Annotated in this window: 16 protein-coding genes and 2 pseudogenes; 5 read left to right on the forward strand and 13 right to left on the reverse strand. The window is 74.8% G+C overall.

The genetic code is table 11. The features are described 5' to 3' along the window. Positions 1 to 412: pseudogene (locus tag ACZ4W5_RS06865) on the forward strand (2-oxoacid:ferredoxin oxidoreductase subunit beta); the annotation flags it as partial. A gap of 79 nt (positions 413 to 491) precedes the next feature. Here ACZ4W5_RS06865 and ACZ4W5_RS06870 read toward each other — a convergent pair. Then, positions 492 to 2180 carry an LCP family protein gene (locus tag ACZ4W5_RS06870; protein ID WP_465653402.1) on the reverse strand — a complete coding sequence of 563 codons (1689 nt, stop codon included), beginning with the start codon at positions 2178 to 2180 and terminating at the stop codon, positions 492 to 494. After that, the gene (locus ACZ4W5_RS06875; protein WP_465653404.1) at positions 2173 to 2523 is read right to left on the reverse strand and encodes a DUF6542 domain-containing protein; all 351 of its coding nucleotides are present in this window, start codon (positions 2521 to 2523) and stop codon (positions 2173 to 2175) included. Before ACZ4W5_RS06875 ends, ACZ4W5_RS06870 begins: the two co-directional genes overlap by 8 nt. 417 nt (positions 2524 to 2940) lie before the next feature. Between ACZ4W5_RS06875 and ACZ4W5_RS06880 the strand changes: the two genes are divergently transcribed. Continuing rightward, positions 2941 to 3582, forward strand: a complete 642-nt coding sequence (locus tag ACZ4W5_RS06880) for a TetR/AcrR family transcriptional regulator (protein ID WP_465653406.1) — start codon at positions 2941 to 2943, stop codon at positions 3580 to 3582. A gap of 151 nt (positions 3583 to 3733) precedes the next feature. Here the strand turns inward: ACZ4W5_RS06880 and ACZ4W5_RS06885 are convergent, their stop codons facing one another. The 4 genes from ACZ4W5_RS06885 to ACZ4W5_RS06900 all read right to left on the reverse strand — a co-directional run bounded on the left by ACZ4W5_RS06885 (position 3734) and on the right by ACZ4W5_RS06900 (position 8780). Continuing rightward, the gene (locus ACZ4W5_RS06885; protein ID WP_465653408.1) at positions 3734 to 4441 is read right to left on the reverse strand and encodes a hypothetical protein; all 708 of its coding nucleotides are present in this window, start codon (positions 4439 to 4441) and stop codon (positions 3734 to 3736) included. Between the two features lie 228 nt (positions 4442 to 4669). Next, positions 4670 to 5230 (reverse strand): RICIN domain-containing protein, encoded by a 561-nt coding sequence (locus ACZ4W5_RS06890; RefSeq protein WP_402486806.1) that lies wholly within the window; start codon positions 5228 to 5230, stop codon positions 4670 to 4672. Between the two features lie 47 nt (positions 5231 to 5277). Further along, positions 5278 to 5727 (reverse strand): CAP domain-containing protein, encoded by a 450-nt coding sequence (locus ACZ4W5_RS06895; protein WP_360244886.1) that lies wholly within the window; start codon positions 5725 to 5727, stop codon positions 5278 to 5280. Between the two features lie 131 nt (positions 5728 to 5858). Then, positions 5859 to 8780 (reverse strand): AfsR/SARP family transcriptional regulator, encoded by a 2922-nt coding sequence (locus tag ACZ4W5_RS06900; protein WP_465653411.1) that lies wholly within the window; start codon positions 8778 to 8780, stop codon positions 5859 to 5861. Positions 8781 to 8914: 134 nt separating this feature from the next. On the opposite strand from ACZ4W5_RS06900, the gene ACZ4W5_RS06905 reads away from it, so the two are divergent. Next, on the forward strand, positions 8915 to 10336 hold the full coding sequence (locus ACZ4W5_RS06905; protein ID WP_465653413.1) for an AfsR/SARP family transcriptional regulator: 1422 nt from the start codon (positions 8915 to 8917) through the stop codon (positions 10334 to 10336). 16 nt (positions 10337 to 10352) lie between these two features. Here ACZ4W5_RS06905 and ACZ4W5_RS06910 read toward each other — a convergent pair whose 3' ends face one another. Together ACZ4W5_RS06910 and ACZ4W5_RS06915 are read right to left on the reverse strand one after the other, a co-directional pair. Continuing rightward, positions 10353 to 10850: a hypothetical protein gene (locus tag ACZ4W5_RS06910; protein WP_465653415.1), complete on the reverse strand. Its 498-nt coding sequence runs from the start codon at positions 10848 to 10850 to the stop codon at positions 10353 to 10355. Positions 10851 to 11001: 151 nt separating this feature from the next. Next, a complete protein-coding gene (locus ACZ4W5_RS06915) occupies positions 11002 to 11475 on the reverse strand; it encodes a hypothetical protein (RefSeq protein WP_360244899.1) in 474 nt (157 codons plus the stop codon). A 270-nt stretch (positions 11476 to 11745) separates the two neighbouring features. On the opposite strand from ACZ4W5_RS06915, the gene ACZ4W5_RS06920 reads away from it, so the two are divergent. After that, positions 11746 to 12864: an alpha/beta hydrolase gene (locus ACZ4W5_RS06920; RefSeq protein ID WP_360244902.1), complete on the forward strand. Its 1119-nt coding sequence runs from the start codon at positions 11746 to 11748 to the stop codon at positions 12862 to 12864. 38 nt (positions 12865 to 12902) lie between these two features. Here ACZ4W5_RS06920 and ACZ4W5_RS06925 read toward each other — a convergent pair whose 3' ends face one another. The 3 genes and pseudogenes from ACZ4W5_RS06925 to ACZ4W5_RS06935 form a co-directional block, all read right to left on the reverse strand. After that, on the reverse strand, positions 12903 to 13619 hold the full coding sequence (locus tag ACZ4W5_RS06925) for a DsbA family oxidoreductase (RefSeq protein ID WP_465653418.1): 717 nt from the start codon (positions 13617 to 13619) through the stop codon (positions 12903 to 12905). A gap of 93 nt (positions 13620 to 13712) precedes the next feature. Continuing rightward, complete coding sequence (locus ACZ4W5_RS06930; protein ID WP_465653420.1) at positions 13713 to 14270, reverse strand: GNAT family N-acetyltransferase; 558 nt, start codon at positions 14268 to 14270, stop codon at positions 13713 to 13715. A 180-nt stretch (positions 14271 to 14450) separates the two neighbouring features. After that, positions 14451 to 14897: pseudogene (locus tag ACZ4W5_RS06935) on the reverse strand (MerR family transcriptional regulator); the annotation flags it as partial. A gap of 68 nt (positions 14898 to 14965) precedes the next feature. Between ACZ4W5_RS06935 and ACZ4W5_RS06940 the strand changes: the two are divergent. After that, positions 14966 to 15934 (forward strand): oxidoreductase, encoded by a 969-nt coding sequence (locus ACZ4W5_RS06940; RefSeq protein WP_465653422.1) that lies wholly within the window; start codon positions 14966 to 14968, stop codon positions 15932 to 15934. 16 nt (positions 15935 to 15950) lie between these two features. Here ACZ4W5_RS06940 and ACZ4W5_RS06945 read toward each other — a convergent pair whose 3' ends face one another. Both ACZ4W5_RS06945 and ACZ4W5_RS06950 read right to left on the reverse strand, forming a co-directional pair. Further along, on the reverse strand, positions 15951 to 16439 hold the full coding sequence (locus ACZ4W5_RS06945; protein WP_360244914.1) for a hypothetical protein: 489 nt from the start codon (positions 16437 to 16439) through the stop codon (positions 15951 to 15953). A gap of 135 nt (positions 16440 to 16574) precedes the next feature. Then, on the reverse strand, positions 16575 to 17099 hold the full coding sequence (locus ACZ4W5_RS06950; RefSeq protein ID WP_465653424.1) for a P-loop nucleotide/nucleoside kinase family protein: 525 nt from the start codon (positions 17097 to 17099) through the stop codon (positions 16575 to 16577). Positions 17100 to 17240 lie beyond the last annotated feature (141 nt).

Here is a 17240-nt window from a genome sequence, read left to right on the forward strand (position 1 = left end):
CTGCAACATCTTCAACGACGGCGCCTTCGAGGTCCTCAAGGAGCCCGGCACCCGGGACGAGGCGCTGATCCGGCTGGAGCACGGGCAGCCGATCCGCTTCGGCGCGGACGGGGCCAACGGCGTCTTCCGGGGCACGGACGGCGAGCTGTTCACCGCCCCGGTGACGCCGGACAACGAGGCGCGGGTGCTGGTGCACGACGCCCACGCGGCCAGCCCGACCGGTGCCTTCGCGCTCTCCCGGATCGCCGACGCGGACACCCTGCACCACACGCCGATCGGTGTGCTGCGCGACGTCCGGCGCCCGGTCTACGACGACCTGATGGAGAGCCAGCTGGCCACCGCCGTCGCCCAGCGCGGGCCGGGCGACCTGGCGACCCTGCTGGCGGGCGGCGACACCTGGACGGTGGACTGACCCCCGCCTCGCCCTGCCGCGACGCGTCGGCGCCCCCGTCCCGGAGCGGACGGGGGCGCCTTCTCGTCGGTGGTGCGCGTCAGAAGACGCAGGGGATGCCGCCGTCCGAGGTGGCGTCGACGCCGGGGCCCTGCATCGGCAGGTTGGCGGCCGGGTTGCCCGTGGCGGGGCCGCCGGGGGCGGCGGACTTGTCGTCGGCACCGGTGAAGGAGGTGCCGAGGGTGACCACCACGTGGCCGGCGCCGGCGGTGGCGGACTCGGTGGCGGTGACGCCGTAGCGGGCGGCGATCTGGTCGGCGGCGTCCTTGGCGCCCTTGCCGTAGGTCACCGTGGTGGTCTTCGGCTTGCTGCGGGCCGGGCCGGTGGTGCCCTCCTTGAAGCCCATCGCGACCAGGGCCTTGGCCTCGGCGGAGGAGGAGACCCCGGCGGCGGAGGAGGCGTTGTACACGTCGACGGTGGCCGGGGCGGCCGCCTTGGCCGGGGCGGTCGCGCTCGGCGAGGGGGTGGCGGGGGCCTCGGTGGTCGGGGCGTCGGTGGCGCCGTCCGCCGGGGCGGCGGGGGCGGCCGCGTCGGCGTAGCCGAACAGCTGCTTGACCACCTTCTGGATCTTCGACGGGGTGACCAGGTTGACGTCCTGGCCGTTCCTGGTGCCGAAGCCGTCGAAGGTCAGGGTGTTGAACTCGACGTTGCCGCCGGTCAGCGCCGGGGCCTGCTGGGCGAAGTCCAGGACGTTCCACTCGTTGTCGATCACCAGGTCCTTCTGGACGACGCCGAACAGGTCCTTGAGCTTGCCGAGGTCGCTGATGATGCCGTCCTGCTTGAGCTTGTGCACGACGGAGGAGATGAAGGCCTGCTGGCGGTGGGTGCGGGCGAAGTCGCCGGTGTTGCCCTTGCCGTCGTCCAGGTTGTGGCGCTGGCGGACGAAGGCCAGCGCCTGGGAGGCGTTGAGGGTGTTGATGCCCTTCTTGAAGTCGGCGCCGGAGCCCTGGCCCTCCATCGCCGGGTCCTTGGTGTCGTGGGTCAGGCAGACCTGGATCGGCTCCACGGCCTTGGCGATGTCGTAGAAGCCCATCAGGTTGACCTCGGCGATGTGGTCCACCGGCTGGTTCACGAAGGTCTGGACGGTACGGATGGTGGCCGCGCGGCCGGCGTCGCGGCCGGCCTTCTCCAGGTCGGCGCCCTTGAGGCCCTTGGCCTTCGCGCTCCGGTCGAAGGCGTCCTTGGCGTTGCCGTACGCCTCCTTGATCTTGTGCATGCCCTGCTGGGAGCCGTCCCCGTTGTAGGTCATGACGTAGTCGTCGCGCGGGATGGAGACCGCCTGCACCTTGCCGCCGCCCGCCGGTATGTGCAGCAGGATCAGGGAGTTGGTGTTGTAGCCGCCGATGTCCGAGCTGTGGCCGGCGTGCAGTTCGTCCTGGACGAACTCCGGGGGCAGGTCGGAGCCGTCCATCGCCTTGCGGCTGTCCAGGCCGATCAGCAGCAGGTTGACCGAGTTGTCCAGGTGCTTCGGGGCGTCCTTCTTGGTCTCCGAGATCGCGTTGGACGTGGTCATCCCGTCGGTCAGCGAGGTGTACTCGTACCAGACCACCCCGCTGGCCGCGAACACCGCGAAGCCCACCGTGGTGGCGACCACCCGGCCGGCGATCAGCAGCGGGGAGCTGCGGCGGCCCGCCGGGGCTCCCGCGGCCCTGCGGTCGGCGGTCCGGCCGCCTTCCGGTCGTTCCCGTTCCCGTTCCCGTTCCTGTTCCCGCTCGCGCCCGTCAGCCATGCCGCTTCCTCCGGTCCAGGGCCACCCGGGCCACGATCACCAGCAGGGCCGCCACGGCGGCCTGCGCCATCACCGGGAAACCGTGCACCACCCACTTCGCGGAGCCGGTGGCCAGGGCCTTGCCCCGGTAGGTGTCGCCGTTCGCGGCCAGCTCGGCCGCGGCCGTCACGCCGAGCACCACCAGCGGGGAGGCGGCGACCACCCACCACCAGCCGCGGCGGGTGCTGAGCCCGGCCGCCAGGCCGGTGCCGAGCACCGCGCACACCGCGAAGGCCAGGCCCATGCCCGGCCCGGAGAGCTCGTCGACCACCGCGCCGACCAGCGGCAGCCCGAGGGCCGCCACCGCGGGCAGTGCGGGCCCGCCGGAGAAGGGACGGGTGGGGCCCGCGGGCCGGCTCGCCGTCCGCCGCCGTGAACCCTGGTCGGACGACCGTCCTCGCTGCCCCGCCACTCACTCACCCCCGGTGTTCCCGTGCTTCGCGCGCCACGTCGGCGCTGCGCCGGGTCTGCCGTGGGAGAGCGGTTGCGGCGCTGCCAGTACGGGACGCTGGTGTTCGGCCGGCCGGTTCCCGTTCGCGGTTTCCCGCTGCTGCTCGGGGGCAGGCACGTTTTCGGATTTGCTCTACAGAGGTGTAGAGATCGTACGCAGCATAGAGCACGCCTGTTCGGTGGCAAGTCCGCTCGTGAACGGGCCAGCAGACACTACACCGGGCAGTTTCTGAGCCGGTCGGCGGGGCGCCGACGGAGAAGGAGGAGGGTCGTGGCGACCACGGGCGCAGCGGGACGGCCGGAGAAGCGCAGGGCGATCACCGCGGCCGCGACCACGGTGTTCGGACGGGAGGGGTACGTCCGCGCCAGCATGGACGCGATCGCGGCCGAGGCCGGGGTGTCCAAGCGCACGGTCTACAACCACTTCGCCGACAAGGAGACCCTCTTCCTGTCGGTGGCGCTGCAGAACTCGGCGGAACTGGCCGAGCGGATGCGGGGGTTGCTGGCGGAGCACCTGGCGGGGGCGGTGGACGTGCGCAGCGCCCTCACCGCCTTCGCGGTGGAGCGGGCGAACGCGGCGCCGGCCGCGGGCGAGCTGGGGGCGCTCGGCCGGGCGATCCGGGCCGAGGTGGCCAACATCCCGGCGGACGTCCTGGAGGCCTGGCTGGAGACCGGCCCGGCGGCCGCCCAGCGCGCCCTCGCGCAGTGCCTGGCGGAGCTCGGCGGGCGCGGGCTGCTGACCGTCCCGGACCCGGGGCTCGCGGCCGAGCGGTTCACCCTGCTGACCTTCCACGGCGTGGCCGAGCGCTCCTTCTGGGGCGCCCTGCCGGTGGCCGAGGAGGAGGTCCGGCGGCTGGCCGGCTCCGGCGTGGACGCCTTCCTGCGGATCCACGGCGGGCCGGCCGCGGGCTGAGCGCGGGCCGGCCACGACTGACGGTGTGCCGGTGGGTGTGCCGGTGGGTGTGCCGGTGGGTGTGCCGGTGGGCGGGCGGCCAGGAGCCGCCCCGCCCACCGGGTCATCGCCGATCACTGACGGTCACCGTCGCCGGTCACCGTTCGACGGGTCACTTCCAGTTGACGCCCTTGCCCAGGGTGTACGGCTCGCCCCAGTACTCGGCGCCCGACACCTTGGTGGCCGTCGGGGCCAGCGCCAGCACGCAGGAGGTGATCGACTGCCCGTTGGTGAAGCCCTTCGGGAAGGAGGGGTGCGGGCACTTGTCGAAGCTGCCGATCAGCATCACCTCGGCGGCCTCCGAGCCGTCCGGCAGGGTGCCCTTCACCTGGGTCAGGCTGGAGAAGGACAGGTCGGTGCTGCCGGTGTTGGTGACCTTGAAGCGGATGTAGTACGGCACCATGCCCGCGGCCTTGTCGCCGAGCTTGAGCGGGGTGAGGTCGGCCGGGTCGCCCTTGTCGATCGAGGTGACCGCGAGCGAGACGGTGCCCTTGGTGCTGCCCGAGCTGAACGGGATGGTCGCCGCGTCGCCGATCTTCACCGTGGTGCCGGGCGCCGCCGTCGGACCGGCCTGGGCCGGGGCGCCGCCGGTGGTCCCGCCGGTGGTCCCGCCGGTGGCAGCGCCGGTCGGCGCGGCCGCCGAGGCGGAGGCGGCCGGGGTGGTCGGCGCGGCGGACGGCGCGGCCGGGGCCTGGGTGGCCGGCGGGGTGGTGGCGCTGTCGGACGACGCGGCGTCGTCGTTGCAGGCGGTCATGGTGAGCGCGCCGACCACGGCCAGGCCGGCCAGGGCCATGGTGCGACTGTTGCGGATGGTCTTCATGTGACGTCCCCCGTGCATGCGGACCGCCGTGGCGGCGGTTCTCCTGAGGGATGTTCATAGCGCAGGGGGAAAGCCGGGCGCCATTCCTTTGGTGCCGTCTTGACTGCGCCGTGACGAGTCCCACGCGGGTTCGTGACAAGGGATGCCGAGTCGTGATCAGTGGTGCCCGAACCGCCGGCCGCCCCGGGCCGGCGGAACGGGCCCCGTGGAACGGGCCCCGTGGGGCGGCTACTTGTGCCAGCGCTGGGCCGGGTCGCTGCCGTTGCAGGAGGTCACCGAGGTGTACTGGGCGATGCCGTTGCCCTTGAGGCACTGCCCGGTGGCGACGTTGCGGATCAGGTACCAGCCGCGGTCCTCGTCGGTCAGCCGCCACTTCTGGTTGGCGCCCATCCAGGCGCCGTTCTGCTGGTTGAGGCCGTCCCAGCCGCCGGGGGTGTCCCAGAGCTGGACGGCTCCGGTGCCGTGCGAGTCGAGGTCGAGCACCTTGCCGTTGCCGCCGTGCGAGATGGCGGTGGTGCCGTCGCAGTAGTCCCAGAACGTCCAGGTCTGGGCGGGGGACTGGTTGGCGGTGTAGGTGCCGACCCGCTTGCCGTTGGTCTCGTCGTTGGACGGCAGGTCGAGGGCGCCGGCGGAGCCGTTGAAGACGTTGACGGTGGCGCCGACCGACGGCCCGAGGTCGCAGGGCCCGGGCGTGGCGGCCTGGGCGGCGGGGGCGGCGACCAGGACGGTGGTGGCCAGGGCCGCGGCGGCGCCGAGGCCGGCGAGCAGGCGGCGGGTGGGAGTGGTCATCGGGGTTCTCCTTCGGGTGGGGTGCGGTGGGCGTCGGACCCTGGCCGTCAGACCTGGCCGAGGGTCAGCACGTAGCGGCCCGGGGCGCCGGAGCGGCCGGGGGCGAAGCCGGTGCCGAGGTGGTTGAAGCGCGGGTCGAGCACGGCGTCACGGTGCCGGGGGCTGTTCATCCACAGCTGTACGGCCTGGGGCACGCTGTCGGCCGGGGCGATGAGCTCGGCGGCGAAGCGGAACGCGAAGCCGGCCGCCCGGACCCGGCGCCAGGGCGTGCTGCCGTCGGTGCCGTCCTGCTGGAGGAGGTCGTGCGCGGCGAGATCGGCCGCGTGGCGCTGGGCGGCGGCGTCCAGCCGCCCGTCCGGGGCGAGCAGCCGGGCGCCGGAGTGGACCCGCCGGAAGTTGACGGAGGTCAGCAGTTCGGTGCGGAAGTCGACGCCGGGTCCGGTCAGGTCGGCTGCCGCGGGGGTCAGGACCCGGCCGCCGTGCACGAGCGTGGTCATGGTTCGCGCCTCTCCTCGGGGTGTCGCCCCGGGGCGGCGGGTGCCGCGGTCCGGGGCCGGATGAGGAGTACGGTCCCGGACCGCGGTAGACAGGCGGTCAACGCGCGTAGCGGGCGATCACCCGGGGCCGGTCACCCCAACTCGGCCAGTACGGCGCTGACCTGGGCCGCGTCCTCGTCGAGGCCGAGCCGCCGGTAGCCGTCCAGGGCGTCGGTGAGGCAGGCCCGGGCCTGGCGCGGGCGGCCGAGGCCGGTGAGGGCGGTGCCGAGGGTGCGCAGCAGCCCGGCCTCCAGGGCGGGGCTGGTGCGGCGGGCCTGCGGCAGGGCGGCCTCGGCGACGTCGGCGGCGAGCAGCCAGCGCCGGGCCTCGCCGTGGATCCGGGCGGCGAGCTCCCCGGCGGCGGCCTCGAACACGGTGACCTGGAGGGCGGCGAACTCGTCCCGGGCGCCGAGCGCGTGGGTGAGGGCGGCCTGGCCGTCCCCGCACAGCCGCAGCACCCGGGCCAGGTAGTAGCGGCCGGTGGCGGCGGAGACCGGTCCGGCGGCGGTCATCAGCCGGGCGCCGCGCTCGGCGGCCTCCCGGGCCTCGGCGAGGCGTCCGGTCTGGGCGGCGTTGAACGCGAACTCGCCGAGGGCGCTGCCTTCGGCGCGTTCGGCGCCGAGGCGGCGGAAGAGTTCGGCGGCCCGGCCGGTGTGTTCGGCGGCCTCGGCGTGGCGGCCGTGGACGCGGGCGTTGCCGCCGAGGTTGACCAGGGCCTTGGCGAGGATCCGTTCGGTGTCGGGCGTGGTGCAGAGGTCGACGGCGCGGCGCAGCTCCGCCTCCGACTCGGCGTAGTGGTTGACGTGCCAGAGCATGGCGCCGCGCAGGTAGCGGGCGAGGGCGAGCGGGCCGTGTTCGCCGCGGGCCTCGGCCTCGTCGGCGAGGCGTCCGGCGAGGTCGACGATGACGCCGGTCTGGGTGCGTTCGGCGAGCACGGCGCCCATCCGGTCGGCGAGTTCGGCGGCGCGGTCCAGCGGCAGGGCGGGGTCGGCGCAGCTGAGCGCGATGGCGGCGGCGTGCACCTCGGCCTGCTCGCGCATCCAGCGCACGGCCTCCTGGCCGTCGGCGATGGGCACGCCGGGGGAGGTCACGGGGGCGCGGAGCAGGCTGAGTTCGGCGTCCTCGGCCTTGCGGGCGGCCCGGTCGGCGCTGCGGGCGGCGGCGAGGCAGAAGTCGGTGAGCCGGTCGGCGGCGGCGGTGTGTTCGGCCGGTGGTTCCTCGGCGGCGAGCCGGCCGCGGGCGTAGTCGCGGACGAGGTCGTGGAAGCCGTAGCGGCCGAAGCGCGGGGAGTGCAGCAGGTTGAGGTCGACGAGGCTCTCCAGCAGCTGGTCGGCCTCGTCCTCGGTGCGGCCGAGCAGCGCGGCGGCGCAGGGCAGCGGGAGGTCGGGGGCGTCGGGCAGGGAGAGCAGGCGGAAGGCGCGGGCGAGTTCCGGGTCGAGGCGGTGGTAGGAGAGGGCGAAGGTGGCCTCCACGGTCCGCTCGCCGTCGCTGAGTTCGGCCAGCCGGTGTTCGCGGCGCAGCCCTTCGGCGAGGGCGGCGAGGGTGAGCCCGGGGTCGGTGGCGAGCCGGGAGGCCGCGATCCGGACGGCGAGCGGCAGCAGCCCGCAGGCCCGTACGACGTCCTCGGCGGCGGCCGGTTCGGCGGCGACGCGCTCGGCGCCGACGATCCGGGTGAGCAGTTCCAGCGCCTCGGCGGGCGGCAGGGTGTCCAGGCGCAGGTGGTGGGCGCCGGAGAGGCCGGTGAGCCGCTGTCGGCTGGTGATCAGGACGGCGCAGCCGGCCGCGCCGGGCAGCAGCGGTTCGACGTGGTCGAGGGTGGCGGCGTTGTCGAGGACGACGAGGACGCGCCGCCCGGCGAGGGCCGAGCGGTAGAGGGCGCTGCGTTCGCCGGTGTCGTTGGGGATCTCGCCGGGGGCGACGCCGAGGGCGCGCAGGAAGCCGGCCAGGACGGTGCCCGGGTCGGGCGGGGTGCGGTCGGCGCCGCGCAGGTCGGCGAAGAGCTGGCCGTCGGGGAAGCGGGCGCGGACCTGCCGGGCGGTGTGCACGGCGAGGGCGGTCTTGCCGACGCCGCCCATGCCGTCCAGGGCGGAGACCACCACGGCGCGCCCGCCGGCCCCGGCCAGCCGGTCGGTGAGGGCGTCCAGTTCCTCGGTGCGGCCGGTGAAGTCGGGCAGTCCGGAGGGCAGTTGGTCGGGCGCCTGCCAGGGCTCGGCGGCGGGTTCGGGGTCGGCGCCGGCGGCCCGGGCGGGCAGCAGGGTGGTGTCCTCGCGCAGGATGCGCAGCTGGAGTTCGGCGGCGGCCCGGTCGTGCGGGGGCAGGGCGGGGCGGGCGTCCTCGTAGACGGCGAGTGCCTCGGCCTTGCGTCCGGCCTGGTAGAGGGCGCGCATCAGCACGGCGGTGAGCCGGGGCCGGCCGGGGTGTTCGAGGGCGAGCGCGGTGGCCTCGGCGGTGAGGTCGGTGCGGTCGCCGAGGTCGGCGTCCAGTTCGAGCTGGGTCTCCTTGGCCGAGATGCGCTGTTCGGCGAGGCGGGCCCGGAGCGCTTCGGCGTGCGGTCCGGGGAGCCCGGCCAGGGCTTCGCCGGCCCACAGCCGCTGGGCGCGGCGCAGCACCTCCCGGACCTCCTGCCCGGGCGCGTCCGCCCGGCGCAGGTGCTCGGCCTCGGCGAGCAGGGCCTGCCACTGCTGGGCGTCGGTGGGGGCGGCGCGCAGGGCGTAGCCGTCGCCGACGCGGTGCAGCGGCAGTTGGTCCGGGTCGCCCGCGATGTGCGGCCTGAACGCGGCGCGCAGCCGGGAGACGGCCAGCTGGACGGCCTTGCGCGGGTCGGACGGCGGGGTGCCGCCCCACACCCCCTCGACCAGCACCGAGGTCGCGACCGTCCGCCCGGCGGCGCCGATCAGCACGGCGAGCAGCGCGCGCTGCTGCGGGCGGCCGAGCTCCACCTCTTCCGTCCCGTACCAGGCCCGTAGCGGGCCGAGCAGCGCGAAGCGCAGTCCGGTCCCCCCGATGTCCACCATGTCGTCCCGTTTCCTGATTCGTCCCGTGCCGGATTCTCGCCACTTCCGTCCGGACGGCGGCGCCCCCAAGTCCCGGCTTCTATGCTCTGTTCACAGATTGTGCCCCGGACGCCGGAATTCCGAGAGGGTGGGGAGTGGAGCTCGATTTCCGCGTGCTGGGGCCGTTGCGCGCCCGGTGCGAGGGCCGTGAGGCCGACCTCGGCAGACCGCAGCAGCGTGCGGTGCTGGCGGCGCTGCTGCTCGCCCCCGGGGAGCTGGTGTCGACGGATCGGCTGGTCGAGGGCGTGTGGGGCGAGGACGACGCGCACTGGCCGAAGGATCCGGTGGGCCAGATCGGCACCCACGCACACCGGTTGCGGCGGGCCCTGGACGCGCCCGGGCTGCTGGTCGCGGCGGCCGGCGGGTACCGGTTGTCGGTGCCGCGGGACGCGGTGGACCTGTTCCGGTACGAGGCCGCGGTGGCCGAGGCCGTCGCGCTGCGTCACCGGGATCCGCTGCGAGCGCGGGAGTTGCTGGTCGGGGCGCTCGACGCCTGGGAGGGGCCGCGGGCGCTGGACGGCGTACCCGGTCCGCTCGCCGAGCGGGCCCGGGAGCGGCTCGCGGCCGGGCGGCTGGCGGCGCTCAAGGTGCGGTACGACCTGGACCTCGCGCTCGGCGGCCACGAGCAGGCGCTGGAGCCGCTGGGCGAACTGGCGCGGGCGTACCCGCTGGACGAGGAGGCGCACCGGCTGCACCTGCTGGCGCTGCACCGCTGCGGCCGTTCCGAGCAGGCGCTGGCGGCGTACGAGGAGCTGCGGGAGCGGCTGGACCGGGAGCTGGGCCTCGAACCGGGGGCCGCGGTGGCGGAGCTGGCCGAACGGGTCCGGGGCGGGGAGCCGCCGGCGGCGGCCCGGGCGCTGCCCCGGCCGTGCCAGCTGCCGCCGGACATTCCCGACCTGGTCGGTCGGGCGGGGCTGCTGGGGGAGGCGGAGCGGGCGCTGCGGGCGGGCGGCTCGCCGGTGGTGGGGTTGTCGGGGCCGTCCGGCAGCGGGGCCTCGGCGCTGGCCGTGCACGTCGCGCACACGGTGCAGGACGCCTTCCCGGACGGGCAGTTGTACGCGGCCGGCGGGGAGGCCGGCGCGGTGCTGGCGGGCTTCCTGCGCGCCCTGGGGGAGCGGCCCGGCGACGGCGCGGGGGTCGGCGAACTCAGCGCGCGCTACCGCGAACTGCTCGCCGGGCGGCGGGTGCTGGTGGTGCTGGACGGGGTGGCCGACCCGGGGCTGCTGCTCCCGGAGGTGCCGGGCTGCGCCGTGGTGGTGGCGGGGGCCGAGCCCGGGGCGCTGCCCGGCTGCGCCGTGCGGCTCGCGGTGGGACCGCTGGAGCCGCACGACGCCTATGAGTTGCTGGCCCGGATCGTGGGCGCGGAGCGGATCCGCCGCGAGCCGGACGCGGTGGCGGGGCTGGCCGCGCTCTGCGGGTACCTGCCCGTCCTGCTGCGGACGGCGGCGACCCGGCTGGCGGCCCGCCCGCAGTGGTCGGTGGCCGACCTGGTGCGGTGGTTCGCGGGGCGGGGGTGAGCCCGCCTCAGCGGCCTCAGTACAGGTCGGAGGAGAGGGGAACGGTGTTGGAGTCGCCGCCGGTGCTGCTGCGGGGGATGATGCCGCCGTTCCAGTGGACGCCGGAGCGGCCGGCGTCGAAGACCATCAGCTTGGCGTGCGGGTGGCCGGCCGTGCCGAGGGACCAGCAGACGCCGCCGTTGGCGGAGTAGACCACGAGGTTGCCGTCGGACTGCATGACGGCCTTGTAGCCGCAGCCGACGGTGTTGCTGGCATAGGTGACCTTGGTGAACTGCCCGCTGCCGTCGTTCTGGTAGACGACGAAGTTGCCGTCGGGCTGCATGATGACGCGCGTGGTCAGGGAGTCGAGGTGCCAGCCCGGGTAGAGCGGCTCGTCGTCGTAGATCGCCTTGTAGCCGTTGCCCTGTTCGAGCGCCGCCTGGGCGGTGCCGGTGGTGGCCACCGTCCCGGCCAGGGCGAGCGCGGCGGTCGCGGCGGCCAGCGCCGCGTGGCGGAGGGTCTTCTTCGTCCTCATGTCCCGTGTCTTCCTTCGGTGTCTTCGGTGCCCGTGGTCCATCCGTGCTGAACGCCCGCGCGCCGCGCCTCACCCGCGCGCCGCGCCTCGCCCGCGCGCTGGGCCGGCGGGCGGGGGGGTGAGCGGTGGGGGTGAGCGGCGGGGCCCGGCGTCAGTACAGGTCGGAGCTGCGCAGGCTCGCCCACTCGACGCCGTGGGAGGGCGGGTTGGTGAGGGCGATCGCGAGCCCGCCCTTGTTGGCGACCACCAGCGTGGCCTTGCCGGCGGGGTTCGACTTGAAGGTGTTGCTGGCCCAGCAGGGCTGGTTGTAGGCGTTGTAGACGACGAAGTTGCCGTCGCCCTGCATGATCGCCTTGAAACCGCAGCCGAGGGTCTTCGGGGCGACCCAGACGGGGGTGGGGGCGCTCGGGACGCCCCGGTAGAGGACGAGGTTGCCGTCGCCCTGCATGATCAGGCTGGTGTCACCGGCGGTGAGGCGGTCCCCCTGGTAGAGGACCCCGGGCTCGTCCATCCCCACACTGTCGTCCGCCTGCGCGGTCCCCGCCGACACCATCGTCCCGGCCAGCGCCAGCGCACCGGCCGCCGCGGCCATGGCCATGTGCCGCACGGTCTTCTTCGTCTTCATGTCCCCGTGTGCCTCTTCTCGTACCTCGCGCCCGTGATCCCCCGGGGCGCCTCATGGAACGATCATGGCGCAGGGCGGTAGACAACCGATGAACGCCCCCGTCGGCCCGGCGGCCGGCCGTTCCCGGGCGAGGTCAAGGGCCGTGCGGCCGGCGACAGCAACTGGAAGCCGGTCCGGTCGACGAGGAACGGACGGACCGGCGAGCCCTGCTGAGTGATTCCGTACCGTCCAGGTGCAACCGAACACCCGTCGCCCTCCGTTTCAGCAGGTGTGAAGCTCACCGGCACGCCGTTCCTCGTCCTCGCGCTGCTCCTCGTCCCGCTCTCCGTGGGCCTGCTGATGTACCTGTGGAACCGGGTGCGCGGCCCACAGGCCCTGCGGTTCGGGGCGCGGCTGCTGATGGTGGCCTTCGCCCAGGTCACGGCGGTGACGCTGGTGTTCGTGCTGGTGAACAACGACAACCAGCTGTACGGCAGCTGGGACGACCTGCTCGGCACCGGCAACCACGTGCGCGCCGTGCCCGTCCCGCCCCCGGCGGACGCCACGGCGGCGGCGAACGCGCCCGACCAGCCCAAGGTGGTGCAGCAGTTCGGGCCGGTGGACGACAACGCCGTGCCGAAGGACGTGCGGACGACCCAGCTCAAGGGCCGGGTGTCCGGGGTGGACGGCGAGGTGCTGGTCTGGACGCCGCCGCAGTACGACGACCCGGCCTACAAGGACAAGAAGTTCCCGGTGGTCGAACTGCTCGCGGGCTTCCCCGGTTCGTCCAGCGCCTGGTTCGGCAGCATGAACGTCTCCAAGCAGCTGGGGCCGTTGATGAAGTCGGGGCAGGTCGCGCCGTTCATCCTGGTCTCGCCGCGGGTGGTGCTGCTGGGCAGCCACGTCGACACCGGCTGCGCGGACGTGCCGGGCAAGGTCAACGCCGAGACCTGGCTGGCGCGCGACGTGCCGCAGATGGTGCTGGACAACTTCCGCGCCGAGCCGGGCCCGGAGCACTGGGGGGTGGCCGGCTACTCGGCGGGCGCGCACTGCGCCGTCCGGCTCGCGCTGGGGCACCCGAACCGGTTCCACGCGGGCGTCAGCCTGTCCGGCTACAACGACCCGATGGGCGAGTCCGACTCGCTGACCGCCAAGGACGCGCACCTGCGCGAGGTCTCCAACCCGGTCTACCTGCTCCAGCACGCGCAGACGCCGCCCAACGTCGCCCTGTACGCGACGGGCAAGAAGGGCGACGGCCTCGAGGACGCCCTGGCGCTCCAGAAGAACGCCAAGGCGCCGACGGTGGTCACCCCGGTGGAGGTCAACGGCCCGCACCTGACCTCCACCTGGCAGCCGCTGGTGCCGTCGGTGTTCACCTGGCTGACCCAGACCATCGGCAAGACCGGCTGACGGTCTGCCCTCGGCCCTCGGCGGTCAGTGGACGGCGGTCAGCGCTGCGGCAGCTCGCAGCCGTCCGGCCCGCAGGCCTCGGCCTCGCCGGGCGTGCCGACCTGGACCAGCGGGGCCGGCACCCGGCTCGCCCAGGCCTGCTCCAGCGCCATGGTGAAGGTCTCGGCGGGCTGGGCGCCGGACACCCCGAGCCGCCGGTCGAGGACGAAGAAGGGAACGCCCGTCGCCCCCATGGCGCTCGCCGTCGCCTCGTCCTCGCGCACCGCCTCGGCGTACGCCTCCGGGTCGGCCAGCACGGCGGCCGCCGCCCCGCCGTCCAGTCCGGCCTCGACGGCCAGCTCGACCAGCCGCCCGGGGTCGAAGGCGGAGCGCTCCTCGGCGAAGTTCGCCCGGTACAGCGCGTCCAGCAGCTCGGCCTGCCGGCCGTGCTCGGCGGCGAAGTGCAGCAGCCGGTGCATGTCGAAGGAGTTCGCGGCGTCCCGGCCCTCGTCCAGGTACGGCAGTCCCTCGCCGCGCGCGTTCTCGGCGATCCGGGCCTCCGCGGCCTCGGCCTGCTCCAGGCTCATCCCGTACTTGGTGGCGAGCAGCGGGATCACCGGCCGGGCCGCGTCCGGCGCGTGCGGGTCCAGCTCGAACGAGCGGTGGACGACCTCCACCTCGTCGCGGTGCGGGAACGCCGCCAGGGCCCGCTCGAACCGGGCCTTGCCGATGTAGCACCACGGACAGTTGATGTCGCTCCAGATCTCCACGCGCACGGCGCCGCACTCCTTCTGCTTCCGCGCGGTCCCTCCGCGCCTGCGGTGGTGCCAACGCGGTCGAGGACCTGAATATTTCTTGCCCTGAAATATTCAGGTCCGGGGGTCGGCGACCGGGCGCTCGTAGCGGCTCATCCAGAGCACCGGGACGTCCTCCTTCGGCTGTCCCGGCAGGCCGAGCCAGCGGGCGTCGCCGCGGTGGGTGAAGCCGCGGCGCTCGTAGTAGTCGCGCAGCGAGCGGTTGTGGGAGACGCAGTCCAGGCGGAGGGCGGCCGCGCCGCGCTCGCGGGCGCGGTCCTCGGCCCAGGCGAGGATCACCGCGCCCAGGCCGCGGGCCGACCGGCGGACGGCGAGCCGGTGCACGTAGCCGGCCGTGCCGCCGACATCCGCCCACAGGTCGTCGGCCCAGTCCAGGGTGACCGTTCCGGCGGTCTTGTCGCCGACGTCCACCAGCCAGGTCTCGCCGCGTTCGATCGCCGCGGCCACCCACCCGGGCGGGAAGCGGTCCGGCCACTGGCGGATACCGCGCCCGCCCAGCCAGCCGGCCGCCTCGTCCAGCACCTCCAGCACCTCGCCGGTGTCCGCCGGGGCGGCGGGCCGGAAGGACACCCGGTCGCCGGCCCACTCGATCGGAGCGTTCGTCGTTGCCACAGTCCCTACCGTCCTACCGTCCTACCGTTCGGGTGCGAAGGCCGAGGCGAGATCCCCCGCCGTCCAGCGTTCCGGCTCCGCCGATTCTTCCGTCACCTCCAACGCTCCCGGTGCCCCTGGTGCTCCCGGCCCTTCCGGCACTCCCGGTGCTCCCGTAGCGGGCGGCCGGCCCGGGCGGACGGTCGGGTCCCAGAGGCCGGTGGCCTCGCCGCGCGCGAGGTGCTCGGCGTAGACGGCGGTCTTCCGGGCGATCACCGAGCGGCACTCCTCCAACGCCCGGATCCGCTCGTCGACGCGCTGCTGGTGGGCGTCGAGCAGGCGCAGCCGCTCGGCCTCGTTGCCCGGGCCCCGTCGCACCAGCTCGGCGAAGCGCCGCAGCTCGGCGAGCGGCATGCCGGACTCGCGCAGCTTGACGCAGATCCGCAGCCACTCCACGTCGAACGCGCCGTAGCGCCGACGGCCGCCCGCGGTGCGCCGGACCGGCTCGACCAGCAGGCGCTCGCGCTCGTAGAAGCGCAGGGCGTCCACGCTGAGCCCGGTCCGCTCCGCCACCTCGCCGATGCCCAGCTCCGCCGCGCCGTCCCCGTTCCCGTCCCTGTCCCCGTCCCCGTTCCCGTCACCCGCCATGGCGCCCAGCCTAGTTCGGAGGCGACGGACTTGAGCTGGACCGCACTCCAGCTCCTACCGTCCTCGCCATGACCACCGACGAACAGCAGCCGCTCGGCTCGCCCTTCTGCGCCACCAGCACCGCCGAGGCCGTCATGGCCGGCCTCGACCTCTCCGGCCGGACCGCCGTCGTGACCGGCGGCGCCTCCGGCCTCGGCCTGGAGACCGTACGGGCCCTGAGCGCGGCCGGCGCCCGGGTGATCGTGCCGGCCCGCCGGCCGGAGCCCGCCCGCGACGCGCTGCGCCACCTCGACGGCTGCGAGGTCGTTCCGGCGGACCTCACCGACCTCGACAGCGTGCGCGCCGCCGCCGAGCTGATCGCCGGGGCCACCCGGCACATCGACCTGCTGTTCGCCGTCGCCGGGGTGATGGCCACCCCGGAGCGGCGCGTCGGGCCGGGCTGGGAGGGGCAGTTCACCGCCAACCACCTCGGACACTTCGCGCTCGCCCGCGCGCTCCACCCGTTGCTCGCGGCGCGCGGGGCCCGGGTGGTCGTCAACAGCTCGGCCGGGCACGCCCTCACCGACATCCGGTGGCACGACCCGCACTTCCACCACGGGTACGACAAGTGGCTCGCGTACGGCCAGTCCAAGACCGCCAACGTGCTGTTCGCTGCGCACCTCGACGTGCTCGGGCGGGCGGACGGCGTCCGGGCCTTCGCGCTCCACCCCGGCAAGGTCATCACCGGCCTCCAGCGGGAGCTGACGCTCCGGGAGCAGGTCGACCGCGGCTGGGTGGACGAGCGGGGCGTGGTCGTCGGGGCGGACTTCAAGTCCCCCTCCCAGGGCGCCGCCACCGGCCTGTGGGCGGCGACCTCCCCGCTCCTCGACGGCCGCGGCGGGCTCTACCTGGAGGACTGCGAGGTCGCCCGCGTCGCCGCACCCGGGGAGCCGATGGACGACGGCGGCGTCCGCGCGTACGCCCTCGACCCCGGTTCGGCGGCCCGCCTCTGGGACGTCTCCCTCGCCGCGACCGGAGCCGCCCCGATCACCCGCTGAGGGCAGGACCGCCCCGCTACAGGCAGATCCAGCAGTACAGCCGTTCGCCCGCCGCCCGCGCCCGGCGGGCGAGGGCGATCAACTCCCCGGCCAGTGGGGCGAGATCCGCCGGATCCACCCCACCCCACTCCTCCGCCTCCGCCCACTGCCGGACGGCCTCCGGTATCCGCTCGTCGGGCAGCTCGGCGAGAGTGTCGCGGGTCGCGTCGTCGAGTTCGAACGCCCACGGGCCGGTCGCCCACGGATCGTCCTCGCCCCGGGGCCCGTCCGGGCCGGGGCGCGGGGTGGTCGGCCAGATCGGCGTGTCCTCCACGAGGTCGACCCGCCACGGCTCCGCCCGGATCGCCGCGACGAGCTGCGCCAGCACGACGCCCGGGTCGATCCGCTTGGCCTCGACCACGTCGAAGTCCGCGCGGACGGCGGCCAGTGAGCCGTCGGCCGCGTCCAACGCCCGCACCACGGCCTCCGCGTCAGGTGCGCGGAAGTAGTCGGTCAGCACACCCATCCCGGCTGCCACCTCCTCGTCTCGGTCCTGCGTGCAGTCCAGCAGACGCCACTGACACCGTTCACTCGATCGGCTGATGCCCGGAACGGGAAGTCGGCCGGTCCGACCTCCCGCTCCACAGACGGGCCGGGCCCGTCAGGCGAAGGACGGCCAGCGGGCGGCGGCCCAGGCGTGCCAGTCGGGCCAGGGGGCCGGGGGCGGGTCGAGGTGGTGGCCGGCCAGCTCGGCGGGGTCGGGCTCCTCGAAGTGGGCGCGGCCGTCGAGGATGTCGGCCTCGGTCATCGGGAAGGTCTCGTCCGGGGTCGCGGCCCAGCGGTGGGCGATCCGGGCGCGCTGGGTGTGCACGTCCACCGGGAGGTAGAGGAGTCGGCAGGACGCCCCGGCCGCGGCCGCCAGCCAGCGGATCGCGGAGCGTTCGTCGCGCCCCCAGCAGCCGAAGTCGACGACGACGTCGGTGCCCGCGCGCAGCGCCTCCAGGCCGAGCGAGAGCAGGCGGCCCTCCAGCACGTCCCGCTTGCCCTCCGCCTCGGCCGTGCCGAACAGCGGGAGCATCCACTCGTCCGGGCTCAGCCGGACCGCCCGGTGCTCCGCGGCGAGTCGGCGTGCCAGGGTCGTCTTTCCGGCGCCGGGCAGCCCGACCATCAGGAAGAGCGTCGTCACGCCCGCATGGTGGCAGCCGCGGCGTGGCGGGCGCGAACGCTTTTGCCCCGGGACGAAGCACCGGAGTCATCGTGGTGGCCGCTGCCCCGGAGCCGGACCCTTCTCAGGTCTGAACCACTGGTAAGGGTCTTGTCCGACGGG

The sequence above is a fragment of the Kitasatospora sp. NPDC029367 genome, from assembly GCF_055569135.1.

Coding starts and splice junctions, on each gene's coding strand:
- ACZ4W5_RS06870 (WP_465653402.1), bottom strand. CDS start 2,180: ATGGCTGACGGGCGCGAGCGGGAACAGGAACGGGAACGGGAACGGGAA.
- ACZ4W5_RS06885 (WP_465653408.1), bottom strand. CDS start 4,441: ATGAAGACCATCCGCAACAGTCGCACCATGGCCCTGGCCGGCCTGGCC.
- ACZ4W5_RS06890 (WP_402486806.1), bottom strand. CDS start 5,230: ATGACCACTCCCACCCGCCGCCTGCTCGCCGGCCTCGGCGCCGCCGCG.
- ACZ4W5_RS06895 (WP_360244886.1), bottom strand. CDS start 5,727: ATGACCACGCTCGTGCACGGCGGCCGGGTCCTGACCCCCGCGGCAGCC.
- ACZ4W5_RS06900 (WP_465653411.1), bottom strand. CDS start 8,780: ATGGTGGACATCGGGGGGACCGGACTGCGCTTCGCGCTGCTCGGCCCG.
- ACZ4W5_RS06910 (WP_465653415.1), bottom strand. CDS start 10,850: ATGAGGACGAAGAAGACCCTCCGCCACGCGGCGCTGGCCGCCGCGACC.
- ACZ4W5_RS06915 (WP_360244899.1), bottom strand. CDS start 11,475: ATGAAGACGAAGAAGACCGTGCGGCACATGGCCATGGCCGCGGCGGCC.
- ACZ4W5_RS06940 (WP_465653422.1), top strand. CDS start 14,966: ATGACCACCGACGAACAGCAGCCGCTCGGCTCGCCCTTCTGCGCCACC.
- ACZ4W5_RS06945 (WP_360244914.1), bottom strand. CDS start 16,439: ATGGGTGTGCTGACCGACTACTTCCGCGCACCTGACGCGGAGGCCGTG.